Source organism: Streptosporangium sp. NPDC001559, assembly GCF_042893955.1.
Lineage (GTDB): Bacteria > Actinomycetota > Actinomycetes > Streptosporangiales > Streptosporangiaceae > Streptosporangium.
Genome location: NZ_JBIAVG010000020.1, coordinates 96,328 through 111,447 on the forward strand (window position 1 = coordinate 96,328; position 15,120 = coordinate 111,447).

The 15,120-nt window shown below is 71.9% G+C and carries 13 protein-coding genes and 1 pseudogene; 9 read left to right on the top strand and 5 right to left on the bottom strand.

From position 1 onward, the window contains the following. Positions 1-68: 68 nt before the first annotated feature. From ACFYY8_RS35395 to ACFYY8_RS35410, 4 genes are read left to right on the top strand one after another with little or no spacing between them, the layout of a single operon-like run. On the top strand, positions 69-578 hold the full coding sequence (locus tag ACFYY8_RS35395) for a (2Fe-2S)-binding protein (protein ID WP_390048819.1): 510 nt from the start codon (positions 69-71) through the stop codon (positions 576-578). Next, complete coding sequence (locus ACFYY8_RS35400; protein ID WP_390048701.1) at positions 575-1,561, top strand: FAD binding domain-containing protein; 987 nt, start codon at positions 575-577, stop codon at positions 1,559-1,561. Before ACFYY8_RS35395 ends, ACFYY8_RS35400 begins: the two co-directional genes overlap by 4 nt. Continuing rightward, a complete protein-coding gene (locus ACFYY8_RS35405; protein ID WP_390048703.1) occupies positions 1,558-3,654 on the top strand; it encodes a xanthine dehydrogenase family protein molybdopterin-binding subunit in 2,097 nt (698 codons plus the stop codon). The genes ACFYY8_RS35400 and ACFYY8_RS35405 overlap by 4 nt, the downstream gene beginning before the upstream one ends. Positions 3,655-3,713: 59 nt before the next feature. Continuing rightward, the gene (locus ACFYY8_RS35410; RefSeq protein WP_390048705.1) at positions 3,714-5,558 is read left to right on the top strand and encodes an FUSC family protein; all 1,845 of its coding nucleotides are present in this window, start codon (positions 3,714-3,716) and stop codon (positions 5,556-5,558) included. Between the two features lie 5 nt (positions 5,559-5,563). On the opposite strand, the gene ACFYY8_RS35415 is transcribed toward ACFYY8_RS35410, so the two are convergent. Continuing rightward, positions 5,564-6,994: an amino acid permease gene (locus tag ACFYY8_RS35415; protein ID WP_390048707.1), complete on the bottom strand. Its 1,431-nt coding sequence runs from the start codon at positions 6,992-6,994 to the stop codon at positions 5,564-5,566. A gap of 197 nt (positions 6,995-7,191) precedes the next feature. On the opposite strand from ACFYY8_RS35415, the gene ACFYY8_RS35420 reads away from it, so the two are divergent. Next, the gene (locus ACFYY8_RS35420) at positions 7,192-7,590 is read left to right on the top strand and encodes a hypothetical protein (protein WP_390048709.1); all 399 of its coding nucleotides are present in this window, start codon (positions 7,192-7,194) and stop codon (positions 7,588-7,590) included. Here ACFYY8_RS35420 and ACFYY8_RS35425 read toward each other — a convergent pair. From ACFYY8_RS35425 to ACFYY8_RS35435, 3 genes are all read right to left on the bottom strand, one after another. Next, positions 7,533-8,369: an MBL fold metallo-hydrolase gene (locus ACFYY8_RS35425; RefSeq protein ID WP_390048711.1), complete on the bottom strand. Its 837-nt coding sequence runs from the start codon at positions 8,367-8,369 to the stop codon at positions 7,533-7,535. The genes ACFYY8_RS35420 and ACFYY8_RS35425 overlap by 58 nt on opposite strands. A 51-nt stretch (positions 8,370-8,420) precedes the next feature. Continuing rightward, a complete protein-coding gene (locus ACFYY8_RS35430) occupies positions 8,421-9,482 on the bottom strand; it encodes an LLM class flavin-dependent oxidoreductase (protein ID WP_390048713.1) in 1,062 nt (353 codons plus the stop codon). Positions 9,483-9,587: 105 nt separating this feature from the next. Beyond that, positions 9,588-10,436 (bottom strand): protein phosphatase 2C domain-containing protein, encoded by an 849-nt coding sequence (locus ACFYY8_RS35435; RefSeq protein ID WP_390048715.1) that lies wholly within the window; start codon positions 10,434-10,436, stop codon positions 9,588-9,590. A 554-nt stretch (positions 10,437-10,990) separates the two neighbouring features. Here ACFYY8_RS35435 and ACFYY8_RS35440 point away from each other — a divergent pair. Beyond that, positions 10,991-11,599: a DUF4142 domain-containing protein gene (locus ACFYY8_RS35440; RefSeq protein WP_390048717.1), complete on the top strand. Its 609-nt coding sequence runs from the start codon at positions 10,991-10,993 to the stop codon at positions 11,597-11,599. Positions 11,600-11,654: 55 nt separating this feature from the next. On the opposite strand, the pseudogene ACFYY8_RS35445 reads toward ACFYY8_RS35440, so the two are convergent. Continuing rightward, positions 11,655-11,885 (bottom strand): annotated as a pseudogene (locus tag ACFYY8_RS35445) (response regulator transcription factor); the annotation flags it as partial. A 91-nt stretch (positions 11,886-11,976) separates the two neighbouring features. Between ACFYY8_RS35445 and ACFYY8_RS35450 the strand changes: the two are divergent. The 3 genes from ACFYY8_RS35450 to ACFYY8_RS35460 are packed head-to-tail and all read left to right on the top strand — an operon-like array spanning position 11,977 to position 14,965. Beyond that, a complete protein-coding gene (locus tag ACFYY8_RS35450) occupies positions 11,977-12,636 on the top strand; it encodes a TetR/AcrR family transcriptional regulator (RefSeq protein ID WP_390048719.1) in 660 nt (219 codons plus the stop codon). Further along, positions 12,633-14,147, top strand: a complete 1,515-nt coding sequence (locus tag ACFYY8_RS35455; protein WP_390048721.1) for an AMP-binding protein — start codon at positions 12,633-12,635, stop codon at positions 14,145-14,147. Before ACFYY8_RS35450 ends, ACFYY8_RS35455 begins: the two co-directional genes overlap by 4 nt. Beyond that, on the top strand, positions 14,144-14,965 hold the full coding sequence (locus ACFYY8_RS35460; RefSeq protein WP_390048723.1) for an enoyl-CoA hydratase/isomerase family protein: 822 nt from the start codon (positions 14,144-14,146) through the stop codon (positions 14,963-14,965). The genes ACFYY8_RS35455 and ACFYY8_RS35460 overlap by 4 nt, the downstream gene beginning before the upstream one ends. Positions 14,966-15,120 lie beyond the last annotated feature (155 nt).

Sequence of the window (15,120 nt, forward strand, 5' to 3'; positions counted from 1 at the left end):
GGAGAGCGCCCGTGAACGGCGAAACGCATATCACGGGATCAGACGGACCAGCACCGGCGCCCTCCCCGATCACGGCGGATCTCGTGCTCTCGGTCAACCGGGAGCGGCACCCGATCACCGTGGACACCAGGGAGACGCTTCTCGACACGCTCCGCGAGCGGCTCGGGCTGACCGGCGCGAAGAAGGGCTGCGACCACGGGCAGTGCGGGGCGTGCACGGTGCTGCTCGACGGCAGGAGGGTGAAGTCCTGCCTGACGCTGACCGTGACCCTGGACGGCAGGGGGGTCGTGACCGTGGAGGGGCTGGCGGACGGCGACGGGCTCCACCCGCTGCAGACGGCGTTCGTCGAACACGACGCCTTCCAGTGCGGCTACTGCACCCCGGGCCAGCTGTGTTCCGCGGTCGGCGTGCTGGCGGAGGCGGCGGCCGGATGGCCGAGCGCGGTCACCCGCGACGACGGCGCCGACTCCGGCGTGGACCTCGACGAGGAGGAGATCCGTGAGCGCATGAGCGGCAACCTGTGCCGCTGCGGCGCCTACGTCAACATCGTCGCGGCCATCGGGGAGGTGGCGGGATGAGGCCCTTCTCCTACCTGAGGGCCCCGGACGCGCCGACCGCGGTCGCCACGGCCACCGGCAGGCCGGACACCGTGTACCTCGCGGGCGGAACGAACCTGGTCGACCTGATGCGGCTCGGTGTCGCCGTCCCCGACGTCCTGGTCGACGTCAGCGGGATCGCCTCCGGCGCGATCGAGGAGACCGGGGACGGCGCCCTGCTGATCGGCGCGGGCGTGCGCAACAGCGACCTGGCCGCCGACCCATTGGTACGGCGCCGCCACCCCCTGCTGTCCCAGGCGGTGCTCGCCGGGGCCTCCGGCCAGATCCGCAACATGGCGACCGTCGGCGGCAACCTGATGCAGCGCACCCGCTGCCCCTACTTCCAGGACGTCACCAAACCCTGCAACAAACGCCTGCCCGGCACCGGCTGCCCGGCCAGGACGGGTGAGCACCGCAACCTGGCGATCCTCGGCCACTCGGACGACTGTGTGGCCACCCACCCCTCGGACATGGCCGTCGCGCTGGCCGCGCTCGGCGCGATCGTGCACGTCGAGGGCGCCGAGGGGCCGCGGACCGTGCCGATGCCCGGACTGCACCGGTTGCCGGGGGAGGAGCCGGAACGCGACACCGTGCTCGCCCAGGGTGAGCTGATAACCGCCGTCGAGGTGCCGCCGCTGTCGTTCCCCGGCCGCTCGCGCTACCGCAAGGTCAGGGACAGGGCGTCGTTCGCGTTCGCGGTCGTCTCCGTCGCCGCCGTCCTCGACGTGGCCGACGGGACGGTGCGCGACTGCCGGATCGCGTTCGGCGGCGTCGCACACGCGCCCTGGCGGGCCGAGACGGCCGAGGCCGCGCTGCGCGGCGCGGCGGCGACCGAGGCCGAGTTCACCAGGGCCGCGGAGGCCGAGCTGGCCGCCGCACGGCCGCTGCCCGGCAACGCGTTCAAGGTCCCCCTGGCCCGCAACGTGCTCGTCCGCACCCTCGTCGACCTCGCGGAGGCGTCATGACCACCCTCGCGAAGCCCACCTCCTCCGTCGGTTCGGCGCTCGACCGGGTCGAGGGCCTGGAGAAGGTGACGGGCCAGGCGAAGTACGCCTACGAGTACGCCCCGGACGACCTGGTCTACGCCGCACCCGTGCAGGCGGGCATCGCCAGGGGCGAGGTCCGCGCGGTCGACGCCGACGCCGCCCTCAAGCTCCCCGGCGTGATCGCCGCCATCTGGTACGGCAACGCCCCCAGGCTGGCCCCCGCGGAGAACGCCGAGCTCTCGGTGCTCCAGTCGCGCCGGGTCGCCTACCGGGGCCAGTACGTCGCGGTCGTGGTCGCCGAGACGCTGGAGAACGCCGTTGAGGCGGCCAGGCTGCTGCGGGTGGACTACGACGTCGAGGAGCACGACGTCGAACTGCGCGCCGACCACCCCGGTATGTACCGCCCGGAACGGGTCAACCCGGTCTATCCCGCCGATACCGAGCAGGGAGACCCGGACGCCGCCCTCGCCGCGGCCGAGGTGGTGGTGGACGAGGTCTACTCGACCCCCGCCGAGCACAACAACCCGATGGAGCCGCACGCCACCGTCGCCGTGTGGGACGGCGACGGGCTGACCCTCTACGACTCGACCCAGGGGGCGACCTCGGTCCGCGACATCGTCGCGCCGCTGTTCGGGCTGCCACCGGGCAACGTCCGGGTCGTCTCCCCGCACGTGGGAGGCGGTTTCGGGTCGAAGGGCACGCCGCTGTCGCCGGTCGTGCTCGCCGCGCTGGCCGCGAAACACGCGGGGCGGCCCGTCAAACTCGCGGTGACCCGCAGCCAGATGTTCTCGGTGATCGGCTACCGCACCCCGACCATCCAGCGGATACGGCTCGGCGCCGACGCCCGGGGACACCTCGGGGTGATCGTCCACGACGTGTTCGAGCAGAGCTCGCGGATCAGGGAGTTCGCCGAGCAGACGGCGACGCCCACCCGGATGATGTACGCCGCCCCCAACCGGCGCACCACCCACCGGCTGGTCAGGCTGGACGTGCCCACGCCCTCCTGGATGCGCGCCCCGGGCGAGGCGCCCGGCATGTTCGCCCTGGAGTCGGCGCTGGACGAGCTGGCCTTCGCCTGCGGGGTCGACCCGATCGAACTGCGCGTCCGCAACGAGCCGGAGACCGACCCGGAGAGCGGCCTGCCCTTCAGCTCCCGCAACCTGGTCGCCTGCATGCGCGAGGGGGCGCGCAGGTTCGGCTGGGCGGATCGCGACCCGGCCCCCGGCGTCAGGCTCAGGGACGGCCTGCTGGTCGGCACCGGCGTCGCGGCCTCCACCTACCCGGTCTACCGCCGCCCCTCGAAGGCGAGCGCGACGGCCCTGCCCGACGGCACGTTCACCGTGCGGATCGCCGCGATGGACATCGGCACCGGCGCCAGGACCGCGCTGACCCAGATCGCCGCCGACACACTGGGCGTCCCGCCCGGCCTGGTCCGCGTGGAGATCGGCGACAGCGCGCTGCCCGACGCGTCACTCGCGGGCGGCTCGATGGGCACCGCCTCCTGGGGCACGGCCGTGGTCAGGGCCTGCGAGGCGCTCACCGGGGCGCTGCGGGAGCGGGACGGTCAGGTGCCCCCGGACGGCGTCGAGGTCTCCGCCGACACCGCGCGGGAGATCGGAGGGGAACGGCGTTTCGCGCAGCACGCCTTCGGCGCCCAGTTCGCCGAGGTCGGGGTGGATCCCGCGACAGGGGAGACACGGGTGCTGCGGCTGCTCGGGGTGTTCGCCGCGGGCCGGATCGTCAACCCGAAGACCGCCCGCTCGCAGTTCATCGGCGGCATGACCATGGGCATGTCGATGGCGCTGTTCGAGGAGAGCGTCATGGACCGTGAGTTCGGCGACTACCTCAACCACGACCTCGCCCAGTACCACGTGGCCGCCTGCGCCGACGTCCGCGACGTCGAGGCCGTCTGGATCGACGAGGACGACCCGCACCTCAACCCGATGGGCACCAAGGGCATCGGCGAGATCGGCATCGTCGGCACCGCCGCCGCCGTGGCCAACGCCGTCCACCACGCGACCGGGGTCCGCGTCCGCGACCTGCCGATCCGCATCGACAGGCTCGTGCGCTGATCTTCAGGCACACCGCGGGCAGGCTCGCGGACGCGGCGCCCGGCTGGCTCGTCGAGACGGTGCGGATCAGGCCCGCGGCGCCCCGCCGGTGGCCGATGCTGCGCACGGCGCTGGCCGTGGTCGTCCCGCTGCTGGCGGGACTCGCCATGGGGCGGATCACCCTGGGGCTGCTGCCCGCCATGGGGGCCATGGGCACCGCCCTGGCCGACCAGGGCGGCTCCTACCGGGCCAGGGTCGTCAGGATGGGCGCCGCCGCGCTCGGCGGCGCGGTGGGCTTCCTGGTCGGGGCCGCGGCCAGGGAGACCGGCTGGTGGGCGGTGCTGGTGACCGTCGTGGTCGCGGTGCTGTCCGCGCTGATCAGCACCACCGGCGCCGCCGGGTCGAGCGCCGGGCTCCAGCTCCTCGTGATGACCGTGCTCGGCACCGGCGTCCCGCTGGGACCGCCGGGGGCGGGCACGCTGCTGTTCCTGCTCGGCTCGGTGTGGGCGCTGGCGCTCGCGCTGGCCGACTGGCCGCTGCACCCGAGGGCGCCGGAGGAGGCGGCGGTGATCGCGGCCTACCGGGCGCTCGGCACCCTGGCCGCCGGGCGTGACGCCGGCACCGTCGTCGCCTTCGACACCGCCCTCAGGAACGCCTACGACACCGTGTTCGGCGCCCGTTCCGCGTCGGCGGGGACCGACCCGTGGAGCACCCGCGCGGTCGCCCTGCTGAACCAGGCCTCGCTGGTCCGCAACGCCCTGATCTCCCTCGACCTTGAGGGGCGCGACCCGCCGGAGGGCACGAAGGCGGCCGTCGAGGGGGTCGCGGACGCGCTCGCCGGAGGGCCGCTCCCGGCGAGGACGCCGCAGGAGGAGCCGGACTCGCCCGCGACCCGCGCCCTCGGCTCGGCCCTCGAAGGGGCCGTCGAACTGCTGTCCGGCGGGGACCCGCCCGCGGACGGCCCGCCGTACGAGTGGCGGGACAGGGGCGAGCGTCTCAGACAGGTCTGGGAACGGGTGTGGTCGGGTCGTCTGACCCGCGTCTACACCGTCAGGCTCGCGTTGTGCGTGGGGGTCGCGAGCGCGTTGAGCGAACTGCACCTGGTCGAACGGTCCTACTGGACGACGCTGACCGTCGCGCTGGTGCTCAAACCCGACTTCGGCTCGGTCTTCGCCCGCGCCGTGCAGCGCGCCCTCGGCACTCTCGCGGGCACGGTGATCGGCACCGTCGTGCTCGTCGCCGTGCCGTACGGCCCCGCGCTCCTGGCCCCGGTCGCGGTCTTCGCCGCGCTCCTGCCGTACGGCATGCAGCGAAACTGGGGGCTGATGTCGGCCTTCCAGGCGCCGCTGGTGCTGCTGCTGGTCGACCTGCTGACCCGGGGCGGGCCGAGACTGGCCGAGATCCGGCTGGTCGACACGCTGGCCGGATGCCTGATCGTCCTGCTACTGGGATATCTGCCGTGGCCCGCGAGCTGGGAGGCGCCGGTCGGGCCGAGGTTCGCCGACGCGGTCTCGGCGACCGCCGACTATCTCCGGCACGCCTTCGACCCCGGGCACACCGGCAGGGCGGCGCTGCGCCACCGCGTCTACGACGCCCTGGCCGACCTGCGCACCGTCTTCCAGCGGGCGATGACGGAACCGGCCGTGGTCAGCAGGCGCGTCACCACGTGGATGCCCGCGATGACCGCCCTCGAACAGGTGGCCGACGCGACCGCCGCGACCGTCGCCAGGACCGAGCACGGCGCCCCGCCGCCGTCGGCCGGGGCGGTCGGGGCGGCGGTCGCCTCGCTTGAGGGGATCGCGCGGGACGTGCGCGCGGGCACCCCGCCGGGACGGCCGGAGCTCGCGCGGGAGGACGCGCTGGAACGGGTGAACGCCGCGGTGCGCGGCCTGGGCGACACCGTCTCCGGGCACCACACCTGCTGACCCGGCTAGCGTTCCCCGGCGCGCTCCTCGGCGGCCAGGGCGGAGTGCCGGTAGGAGTAGGCGAAGTACACGACCAGGCCGATCACGAACCACACCGCGAAGCGGACCCATGTCTGCCACTGCAGGAAGGTGATCAGCCAGAGTGAGAAGAGGATGCCGATCGCCGGGACGACGGGCATCCCCGGGCAGCGGAAGGTCCTGGGCAGGTCGGGCCGCCGGTAGCGCAGGACGATCACCGAGGCGCACACCACGACGAAGGCCAGCAGGATGCCGATGTTGGTCAGCTCGGCCGCCTCGACGATGGGCAGGAACCCGGCGATGAGCGCGGAGATGACACCGACGATCCACGTCACCCGGGTCGGCACGTGCCGGGTGGGGTGTGTCTTGGCGAACCACCTGGGCAGCAGCCCGTCACGGCTCATCGAGAACCACACGCGGCTGACGCCGAGCATGAAGGTGAACATGACGGTCAGGATGCCGACGATCGCGCCGACCGCGATCACGTCGGCCAGGCCCCGCAGGCCGACCGCCTTGAACGCCGTGGAGAACCCGCTCTCCTTGTCGATCTCGGTGTAGTGCTGCATGCCCGTCAGCACCAGGCAGGCCAGCACGTACAGCACCATCGAGACGCCCAGCGAGTAGATGATCGCCTTGGGCATGTGGCGCTGGGCGTCCTTGGACTCCTCGGCGGCCGTGCTCATGGCGTCGTAGCCGAAGACGGCGAAGAACACCGTGGCCGCGCCGGTGAACGCGCCGCCGATGCCGTAGGGGAAGAAGGGGGTGTAGTTCGAGGTGTTGATGTGGAAGAGACCGACCACGATGACCAGCAGCACCACGGCGACCTTCAGGCCGACGACCGCCATCTCGAACCTGGCCGCGTTGCGCATGCCGAGGTTCAGCAGGTAGGCGATCAGCAGGCACAGCAGGGCGGCGAACAGGTCGACCCGGTGCCCCGCGCCCGTCCCCGGCGCGCCGAGCATCCACGAGGGCAGGTTCACGCCCAGGTCGCCGAGCAGGAACGAGAAGTAGCCCGAGATGCCGATGGCCACGACCGCGACGATCGCGGTGTACTCGAGCAGCAGGTCCCAGCCGATGAACCAGCCCGCGATCTCGCCGAGCACCGCGTAGCCGTAGGTGTAGGCCGATCCGGCCTTGGGGATCAGCCCGGCGAACTCGGCGTAGGAGAACGCCGCCGCCGCGCTGGCGATTCCGGCGATCAGGAAGGAGACGACGACGGCCGGTCCGGCGATGCCGTTGGCGACGGCGCCCGCCAGGGTGAAGATGCCCGCGCCGATGATGCCGCCGACTCCGATGGCGGTGAGCTGCCAGAGTCCCAGCACGCGGGTGAGCTGCTCGGTTCTTTCACCCTCGGGTTCCTCGATGTGCTCGATGGGCTTGCGGCGCAGAAGGCCGGTTCCCGCCCGCAGTCTGGCCATGGCGCTCCCCTCGCACGACGACTCACGACGACTGCGGCGGACGACCTGATCCGGCCCGCCACGTCCGGGTCCTACCCCTTTTTCGTGATGCTTACTCCATGAGAGGTGTTCTGTCAGATTGGGGAGTATTGGCTGGTAGGAGGGGTTTTTGCGGGGTAGCGTCGAGGTATCGAATCCCGGACACGGGGGGAGACGCCATGCCGAGCGATCCCGATCATGTGCTCGACGCCATCGACGGAGTCGTCGACGAGTGGCTCGCCATGAGCGAGGACTCCATGCGCTGGGCGCCACCGGAGAAACCCGCGCCGAGACCGCGGCTCACGTTGCCCACGCCACCCCTGCCACCCCTGGTCGAGGGGCTGCTGCAGGAGGTGGGCGCCCGCGCCCAGGCCGTGGCCGAGGCGTTCCGGCCATTGGGGGAGGGGGTGGTCGGCGTCCTGTCCTCGATCTTCGACAGCGACGCCGTGCGCCGTCTGCTCGAGCCCGCCGACTGGCCGGAGGAGCACCCCGAGCTCGACGTGGACGACCCTGAGGAACCTCAGGCGCCCTCGGGGGCGTCGGCTGAGGTGTCGTCGTCGAGGGCGAATCGCAGGTAGCGCTCGGCGGAACGCCGTACGGCCCGCGCGCCGTCGGTGCGCACGACCCGCTTCCACCAGCCGCCGTAGACCCGCTCGAAGTCGTAGGGCTCAAGCAGCGACAGGGCGCGGCGGACCGTCCTCGGGCGCTCGGGGATGAGGTTCGGGTAGCTGTACATGAACGAGACCCAGCGCCGGTCGGAGACCACCTGGAGGATGTCGCCGGAGAACAGGGCCGCCGGGCCCTGCGCCCCGTCGCGCCGGTGCAGCACCTGGCCGCCCTCGAAGTGCACGCCCGCGTTGATCAGGGTCAGGTCGTCGCCGATCTCCAGGGTCTCACCCTCCCAGAACACGACCGACTCGTCCGGGCGGGCCACCCACTCACGGTCCTTGGCGTGGATGTAGACCGGCGCGTCGAAGGCGTGCGCCCACTCGACCATCGAACCGTAGAAGTGCGGATGGCTGATCGCGATGGCCTTGATCCCGCCCAGTTCGCGGACCTGCCGGACGACCTCCTCGTCGAAGTGGGTGACCATGTCCCACAGCACGTTGCCCCCGGCGGAGCGCACCAGCAGCGCGCGCTGGCCGATCGCGGTCGCCGGGTCGGTGCCCAGGCCGACGACGCCGGGTCCCTCCTCGGCGACCACGGCCCTGTGGCCGGCCGCGCTCAGCTCGGCCAGCGACGTCCAGCGCTGCCCCTGCCAGCCGACGTACTGCCGCTCGTCCTCACAGATCGGGCAGTTCTCCCTGAGAGCGGCGTACTGAACGCCACAGGTCACGCAGATCGGCAGGTCGTTCACGGTGACTCCCTCGTGAGCCGTACGGTTCCCCGAAGACTTCCTGAGCCGACGCTAGCCGACGGGTCCGCGGGGCAGGTCGTAGGCCTGGGCGAGGAGTTCGTAGGAGCGGATCCTGTCCTCGGGGTCGTGGACCATCGTGGTGACCATCAACTCGTCGGCCTCGGTGCGCTTGCGCAGCGCGTTCAGGCCCTCCCTGACCTCCCCGGGGTCGCCCAGGACCACGTTGGACAGGTAGTCCTCGACGAAGACCCGCTCGGCCGGGGTGTAGGGGTGATCCCGCGCCTCCTCGGGTGTCGGCACCGGCTGGGGAGCCCCCCTGCGCAGCCTGAGCATGGACAGCGCGCCGGGCAGCGCCAGGCTCAGCGCCCGCTCCGGGGTCTCCGCGGCGACGGCGGAGACTCCGATCATCGCGTACGGCCGCTCCAGCACCGCGGAGGGCTGGAAGGCGGAACGGTAGAGCTCAAGGGCGGGCAGGGTGTTGGCCGCGCTGAAGTGGTGGGCGAAGGCGAACGGCAGGCCGAGGACGCCCGCGAGCTGGGCGCTGAAGCCGCTCGATCCGAGCAGCCAGATCGGCGGGCGCCCCGACTCCGGAGTCCTGGGGGTGGCGACGACCTTGCGCAGCGGGTGCCCCTCGGGGAAGGAGCCGTCGAGGAAGGCGGTCAGCTCGGCCAGCTGCTCGGGGAAGTCGTCGGCGTCCGGGCCGTTCCTGCGCAGCGCCCGAGCGGTCGCCTGGTCGGTGCCCGGCGCCCTGCCGAGTCCGAGGTCGATGCGGCCGGGATGCAGCGCGTGCAGGGTGCCGAACTGTTCGGCGACGACCAGCGGGGCGTGGTTGGGCAGCATCACACCGCCGGACCCCAGCCGGATGGTCCGTGTCGCCGCGGCGAGGTGGGCGATCAGCACGGCGGGGGAGGAACTGGCGACCGAGGGCATGCCGTGGTGCTCGGCCACCCAGATGCGGTGGTATCCCCACTCCTCGGCTCTCCTGGCCAGCTCGGTGCTCGCCCGCAACGCCCTGGTCGGGCTCACTCCCGACCCGACGACCGCCAGCTCCAGGATCGAAAGCGGAACCTCGGCGGTCCCCCGGGCCACACCGCGGATGATGTCTTCAGCCATGACAGTGGCAACCCCAACGAACCGGAGGGTATTTCCGGTTGTCCGGGATCGTTTTCCCGTCCGTTCCCGGTACCCCCGCCGGACCGGGGGTACCGGGGACGGGGTTCAGCGTCTCCAGGCGCAGACGGCGGTGTGGTCGTCCTCGTGGGACTCGTCCCGGAAGCTGAGCTGCCAGAAGAACTCGGGGAGGGACGGCACCGAGGGCTGTGACCACCAGGCGGAGACCTGCTCGCTGACCTCCTCCTCGCCCATCGGCCTGGCCAGGCCGCCGGTGCACAGCAGCAGCATGTCGCCCCGCAGGAGATCGACCATCGCGGTCCCGGCCGGGCCGTCCCCGGGGAGGGCGTCCGGCGTCCGCGCGCCGTCCCCGGCGGGCAGGACCGGGGACCAGTGACCCTCGCGCAGGAGCGCCGCCGTGCCGTCGCCGATCCGTGCCACGTGGACACGGTGCTCGGCGGTGTCGATGATCGCGGCCAGCAGGGTGGTGCGCAGGGCGGCGGCGGGGACGCCGGTCCGCTCGGCCCGCTCCGTGAGGTCACGGGTGACGGCGGCGAAGAAGTCCTCCGCCGGGGCCCCGTCCTCGGCGTGCCGCAGCAGACCGAGCAGGTTGCGGCGGGCGGAGGCGCAGGCCTCGGCCGCGCCGACGTGGGACAGTTCGGCGTCCGCGAGTCCTCCCGCGGCGCACGCGAGCAGCCGGGAGCCGTCGATCTGCCACAGCCCCATCGCGTCCCTGCGGGGAGCCCCGTCGCGGCGGTTGGCCTCCCCTCTGACAGAGGCCGCCCTGACGGCCAGTTCTGGCAGGTCGGCGCCGTCGAGCTCACTGTCCGGTCGTTTCCCGATCGCGTCGGGGACCGCCCCGGTGACGGGGCGCGCCATCGGCCGGCCGCCGATGACGAGCGGGTCGAGGACCCTTCCTGCGGGGACGAATCGTGGCTTCGCCTGGAGTCGCTTCACATCCGTGCTTTCTGTTCGATCCGATGTCAGACCGCGTCCGCGGGCAGGGGAGGGGGAACCCTCCTGATCTGGTCTGGTCGGGACGATCGATCGCACGCCGGTCGGGGCGGACGGCCCGTACGGGCTCCGTCACGAAGGGCCGGCGTCCTCTCGGTCGTTGGAGCTCCCGGCCGGGAATCCCGAAATTACCCTAAACCCTGGCAAATCATTTGATATCGGGAATTGGACTTGCTAATCCGGCTTGTGGTGCGCATGTCAAACCGACGTGGCAGGGCGTTCGGGGGTTTACTGCAGACCCAAAAATAATCACCACTGTGACCTGATCCGGGACGCCCGCCGTACGGCTCGTGCCCGTCGGCGGGAACGGCTGGTCCGAGACAGGACGGCCCGCTCATCGGGGGACTCGCCCGTATGATCCGTACGGCTCCGCCTGTCGGGGCCCTCCGTAGAACTTTGGACTTCATTTGCTGATTAATGCTGATATCTCGGTGAATATCGGTGCATATGGGGAGGAGGTCATAAATATTCCTAAGGAGTGATCCGCGGGGGTTTCAATGATGAGAAGGATCATCGTGCTGCTGGCCACCGTGGCCGTCGTACTCGGTGGCGGCGCCACCAGAGTCCTCGCCCAGCCCAGCCTCAACGAACAGGACAAGACCTTCCTGGCTCAGGCCCACCGGTCGAACCTGACCGAGATCGAGGCGGGCAGGCTCGCCGAGAAGAAGTCGAGCAACAAGACTCTGCAGAACGTCGCCAAGAGGATCGTGGCCGACCACCTCAAGCTGGACGTGGCCGTCAAACGGGAGGCGCAACGGGCGGGCGTCACGCTTCCCGAACAGCCCGCGCCCAAGCAGCGCGCCACACTCGACAAGCTGTCGAACCTGAACGGCGCGGCCTTCAACAACGCCTGGATCAGGGCGCAGATCGCCGGGCACCGCCAGACCCTCACGGTCATCAACACCGAACTGAGGGACGGCTCCTCCGCCGCGGTCAAGAAGATCGCCTCAGAGGCCAAGCCCGTCGTGCAGGCCCACCTGGAGATGCTGCAGCAGGCCCGGGGCAACGGCGGCGGCGGTGGGGGCGGCAACGGCGGCGGTGGCGGTGGAGGTGGGTCCCCCGCGCCGCGGAGCACCCCGACCGGCAGTGTCCTCCCGCACGAATAGGCCCGTCTGAGAGACGGCACGATGCGGGAGACATCCTGACCCGGCTCCGGCCGGGTCAGGGGTGTCCGGAAAGGCCCTGATGACCCAGATAACGCAGGACCGCCAGGACACGGCGGTTCCCACTCGCGGTCGGCGGCAGGCCCAGCTTGGTGAACACGCCGGAGACGTGTTTCTCCACGGCCGCCGCCGACAGGTGCAGGCGCGCCGCGACCTCGGCGTTCGAGCAACCCTGCGCCATCAGCGCGAGCACCTCCCTCTCGCGGGGGCGGAGCGGGGGAAGGTCATCCATGGCACACCGTCTTCCTGGAGGTAGGGAAAACCGGAGAGTCGGCGCAGGCCCCTTGCGGGTTTGCGGCCGTACGGCCTAAATGTAGGCCATGCGGTCGAAAATTACGCCGGATGGCCGGAAAGCACCGGGCAGGAAGAAGTCCACATTCATCGAGGAGACGCGCAGACGTCAGATCGTGGGCGGCGCGATCACGACGATCGCCAGCGCGGGGCTCGCCCAGGCGTCGCTGGCCCGGATCGCCGACGAGGTGGGGATCAGCAAGAGCGTGATCTCCTACCACTTCGACGGCAGGGACGAGCTGATCGAGGAGATCGTCACCTCCCTGCTGGCGGAGTCGAACCGGTTCATCAGGTCCAGGGTCGAGCGGGAGACCGGCGGCCCGGCCCGGCTCCGCGCCTACGTCGAGGCGAGCTTCGCCTTCATGGCCGACCACCGCGAGAACTTCGTCGCCATGGTCGACATCTGGGGAAGTTTCGGGACGGCGGAGGCGAAACGCGCCTTCAACGCCACCGCCTACGACCCCTGTCGCAGGCACATCGAGGGGATCCTGCGCAGAGGGCAGCAGGACGGCGACTTCCGGGACTTCGCCCCCCGCACGCTCGCCTCGACCGTTCAGGGCGCCATCGACGGCGTCATGCTGCAGTGGGTCTTCGACGAGGCGGCCGTGGACCTCGCCGGGTGCGCCGCCGAGCTGGCCGACATGTTCGACCTGGCCACCCGCGCGAGCGCCCCCGGGGAAGGCCGGTGAGCGCCACCAGCCTCGGCGACCTGCTCAGGCGGCGGGCCGAGACCGACGGGCGACGGCCGCTGTTCCGCTTCGGCGGCGTCACCACCACCGTCGCGCAGGTCGAGGAGCGGACCAACCGGCTGGCGGCCGTACTGCGGGCCCACGGGGTGCGCCGCGGCGACCGGGTGGCCGTCATGCTGCCCAACGGCGTCGGCTTCCCCGTCGCCTGGCTGGCCGTGGGCAAGCTCGGCGCGGTCACCGTCCCGGTCAACGCCGGCTACCGGAGCGACGACCTCGCCCACGTGATCGCCGACTCGGGCGCCGTGCTCGCCCTCGCCGGCACGGCACAGGCCGCGCGGGCGCTGCTCGGCGCTCCGGTCGGGCAGGTCGGGTTGCTCGACCCGGCCGACGCGGGGCCCTTCGGGCAACCGGTTCCCGGTGTCTTCGACGCGGGGGCGGAGGCCGACGCCGCCTCGCCGTACCTCGAACCGCCGCAGGTCGGCCCCGACGACCTGGCGAACCTCCAGTACACCTCGGGCACGACGGGATTCCCCAAGGGATGCATGCTCACCCACGGCTACTGGCTGCGCCTGGCGGAGCTGGCGGCGGGCATCGTCGGGGCGGGTGAGGACGACGTCGACCTGACCGCCCAGCCCTTCTCCTACATGGATCCGCAGTGGAACACCGTGCTGTGCCTGATGAAGGGCATCCCGCTGGTGATCCTGCCGAGGTTCTCCGCCTCGACGTTCTGGCGCTCCGCGCGTGAGGAGGGCGCCACGTTCTTCTACCTGCTCGGCACCATGCCGGTCTACCTGTACCGGCAGCCGGAGGACCCGCTGGACCGCGCGCACCGGGTCAGGATCGTCCTGTGCTCGGGCATCGTCGCCGACCTGCACGCCGCGTTCGAACGGCGCTGGGGGGCGCCCTGGCGGGAGGCGTACGGCATGACCGAGACCGGCGTCGACCTGGCGGTCCCGGCGGGCGACGACGCCTGCGTCGGCAGCGGGGCCGCGGGGGTGCCCGTACCCGGCAAACAGGTCGAGATCGTCGACGGTGAGATCGTCGTCACCGGCAGCCCGATGATGCTCGGCTACTGGAACGACCCCGAGGCCACCGCGGAGCGCATCCGCGACGGCCGGCTGTACACCGGCGACCTCGGCCGCAGGGACGAGCGCGGTTACATCCACCTCGTGGGCAGGCGCAAGGACATGATCCGCCGCGGCGGTGAGAACGTCGCCGCCGCCGAGGTCGAGGCGGTCCTCGCCCGGCACCCCGCCGTCCGGGCCGCGGCGGTCGTCGCGGTCCCGGACGAACTGCGGGGCGAGGAGGTCAAGGCGTTCGTCCAGGTCGCGGCCCCCGTGCCACCGGGGGAACTGGTGGAGTTCGTCCGAGGGCGCCTGGCCGGTTTCAAGGTGCCGCGTTTCGTGGAGTACGTCGAGGAGTTCCCCATGACCCCGTCGGAACGGATCGCCAAACACCTGCTGCCCTCAGGCAGGGAGAACGAGTACGACGCGCTCGGGGAGGCCGTGTGAGCGACAGCGTCAAGGACACCGCTGAGGACACCGTCAGAGACATCGTCACGGCCCGCCACGGCGCGGCCCTGGTGGTCACCTTCGACCGTCCCGAGGTGCTGAACGCCTTCAGGGACCGCACGTTCGCCGAGCTCGGCGCGGCCCTGGACGAGGCGGAGCGGGACGAGACGGTGCGCGCCGTCGTCCTGACCGGGCGCGGACGCGCCTTCTCCTCGGGCGTCGACCTCACCGAGACACGCGAACGCCTGAGCCGTACGGCGTCGCGGGACCTGGCCGCGACCGTCGAGGACTTCCAGGACGTCACCAGGCGCCTGGTCGCCTTCCCGAAGACCGTCATCTCCGCGGTGAACGGCATCGCGGTCGGCGTGGGCGCGGAGCTGGCGATAGCGAGCGACCTGCGGATCGCGGCGGAGGAGGCCGAGTTCGCCTTCATGGAGGTGCGCCGCGGCCTCTACCCGACCAACGGCGTGCTGTACTTCCTGCCCCGCCTGGTCGGGCACGGCAGGGCGGTCGACCTGCTGCTTTCGGGAGAGCGGATCGGCGCCGCCGAGGCGCTCGGCGCGGGCCTGGTCAGCCGGGTCGTGCCCGGTGAGGACCTGCTCGCCACCGCCGTCGCGCTGGCCGAGACCATCGGGTCGGCCGCCCCCGTGCCGGTCGGCCTGATCAGGCGGCACCTGCGCAGGACCTGGGAGCTCGACCTGGAGGGCGTGCTCGCCCTGGAGGTCGAGGGCTCCCTGGCCTGCCTGCGCAGCGCCGACCTCGCCGAGGGGCTGCACGCCTTCGGTGACGGGCGCGGCCCCGAGTTCCACGGCGACTGAACCGGCCGCGCCGTTCCCGGAACGGCCGTGAAACCCCGGAGACCGTTCCGGGAGGTCCCCCCGTCCCTTCGCACCTCGCCTGCCCGCCGACCGTGGCCGCAGGCGGCCCTGGCGTGACCGCGCGCCCGGACCCGTGACGCCGGAAAACCCGCTCG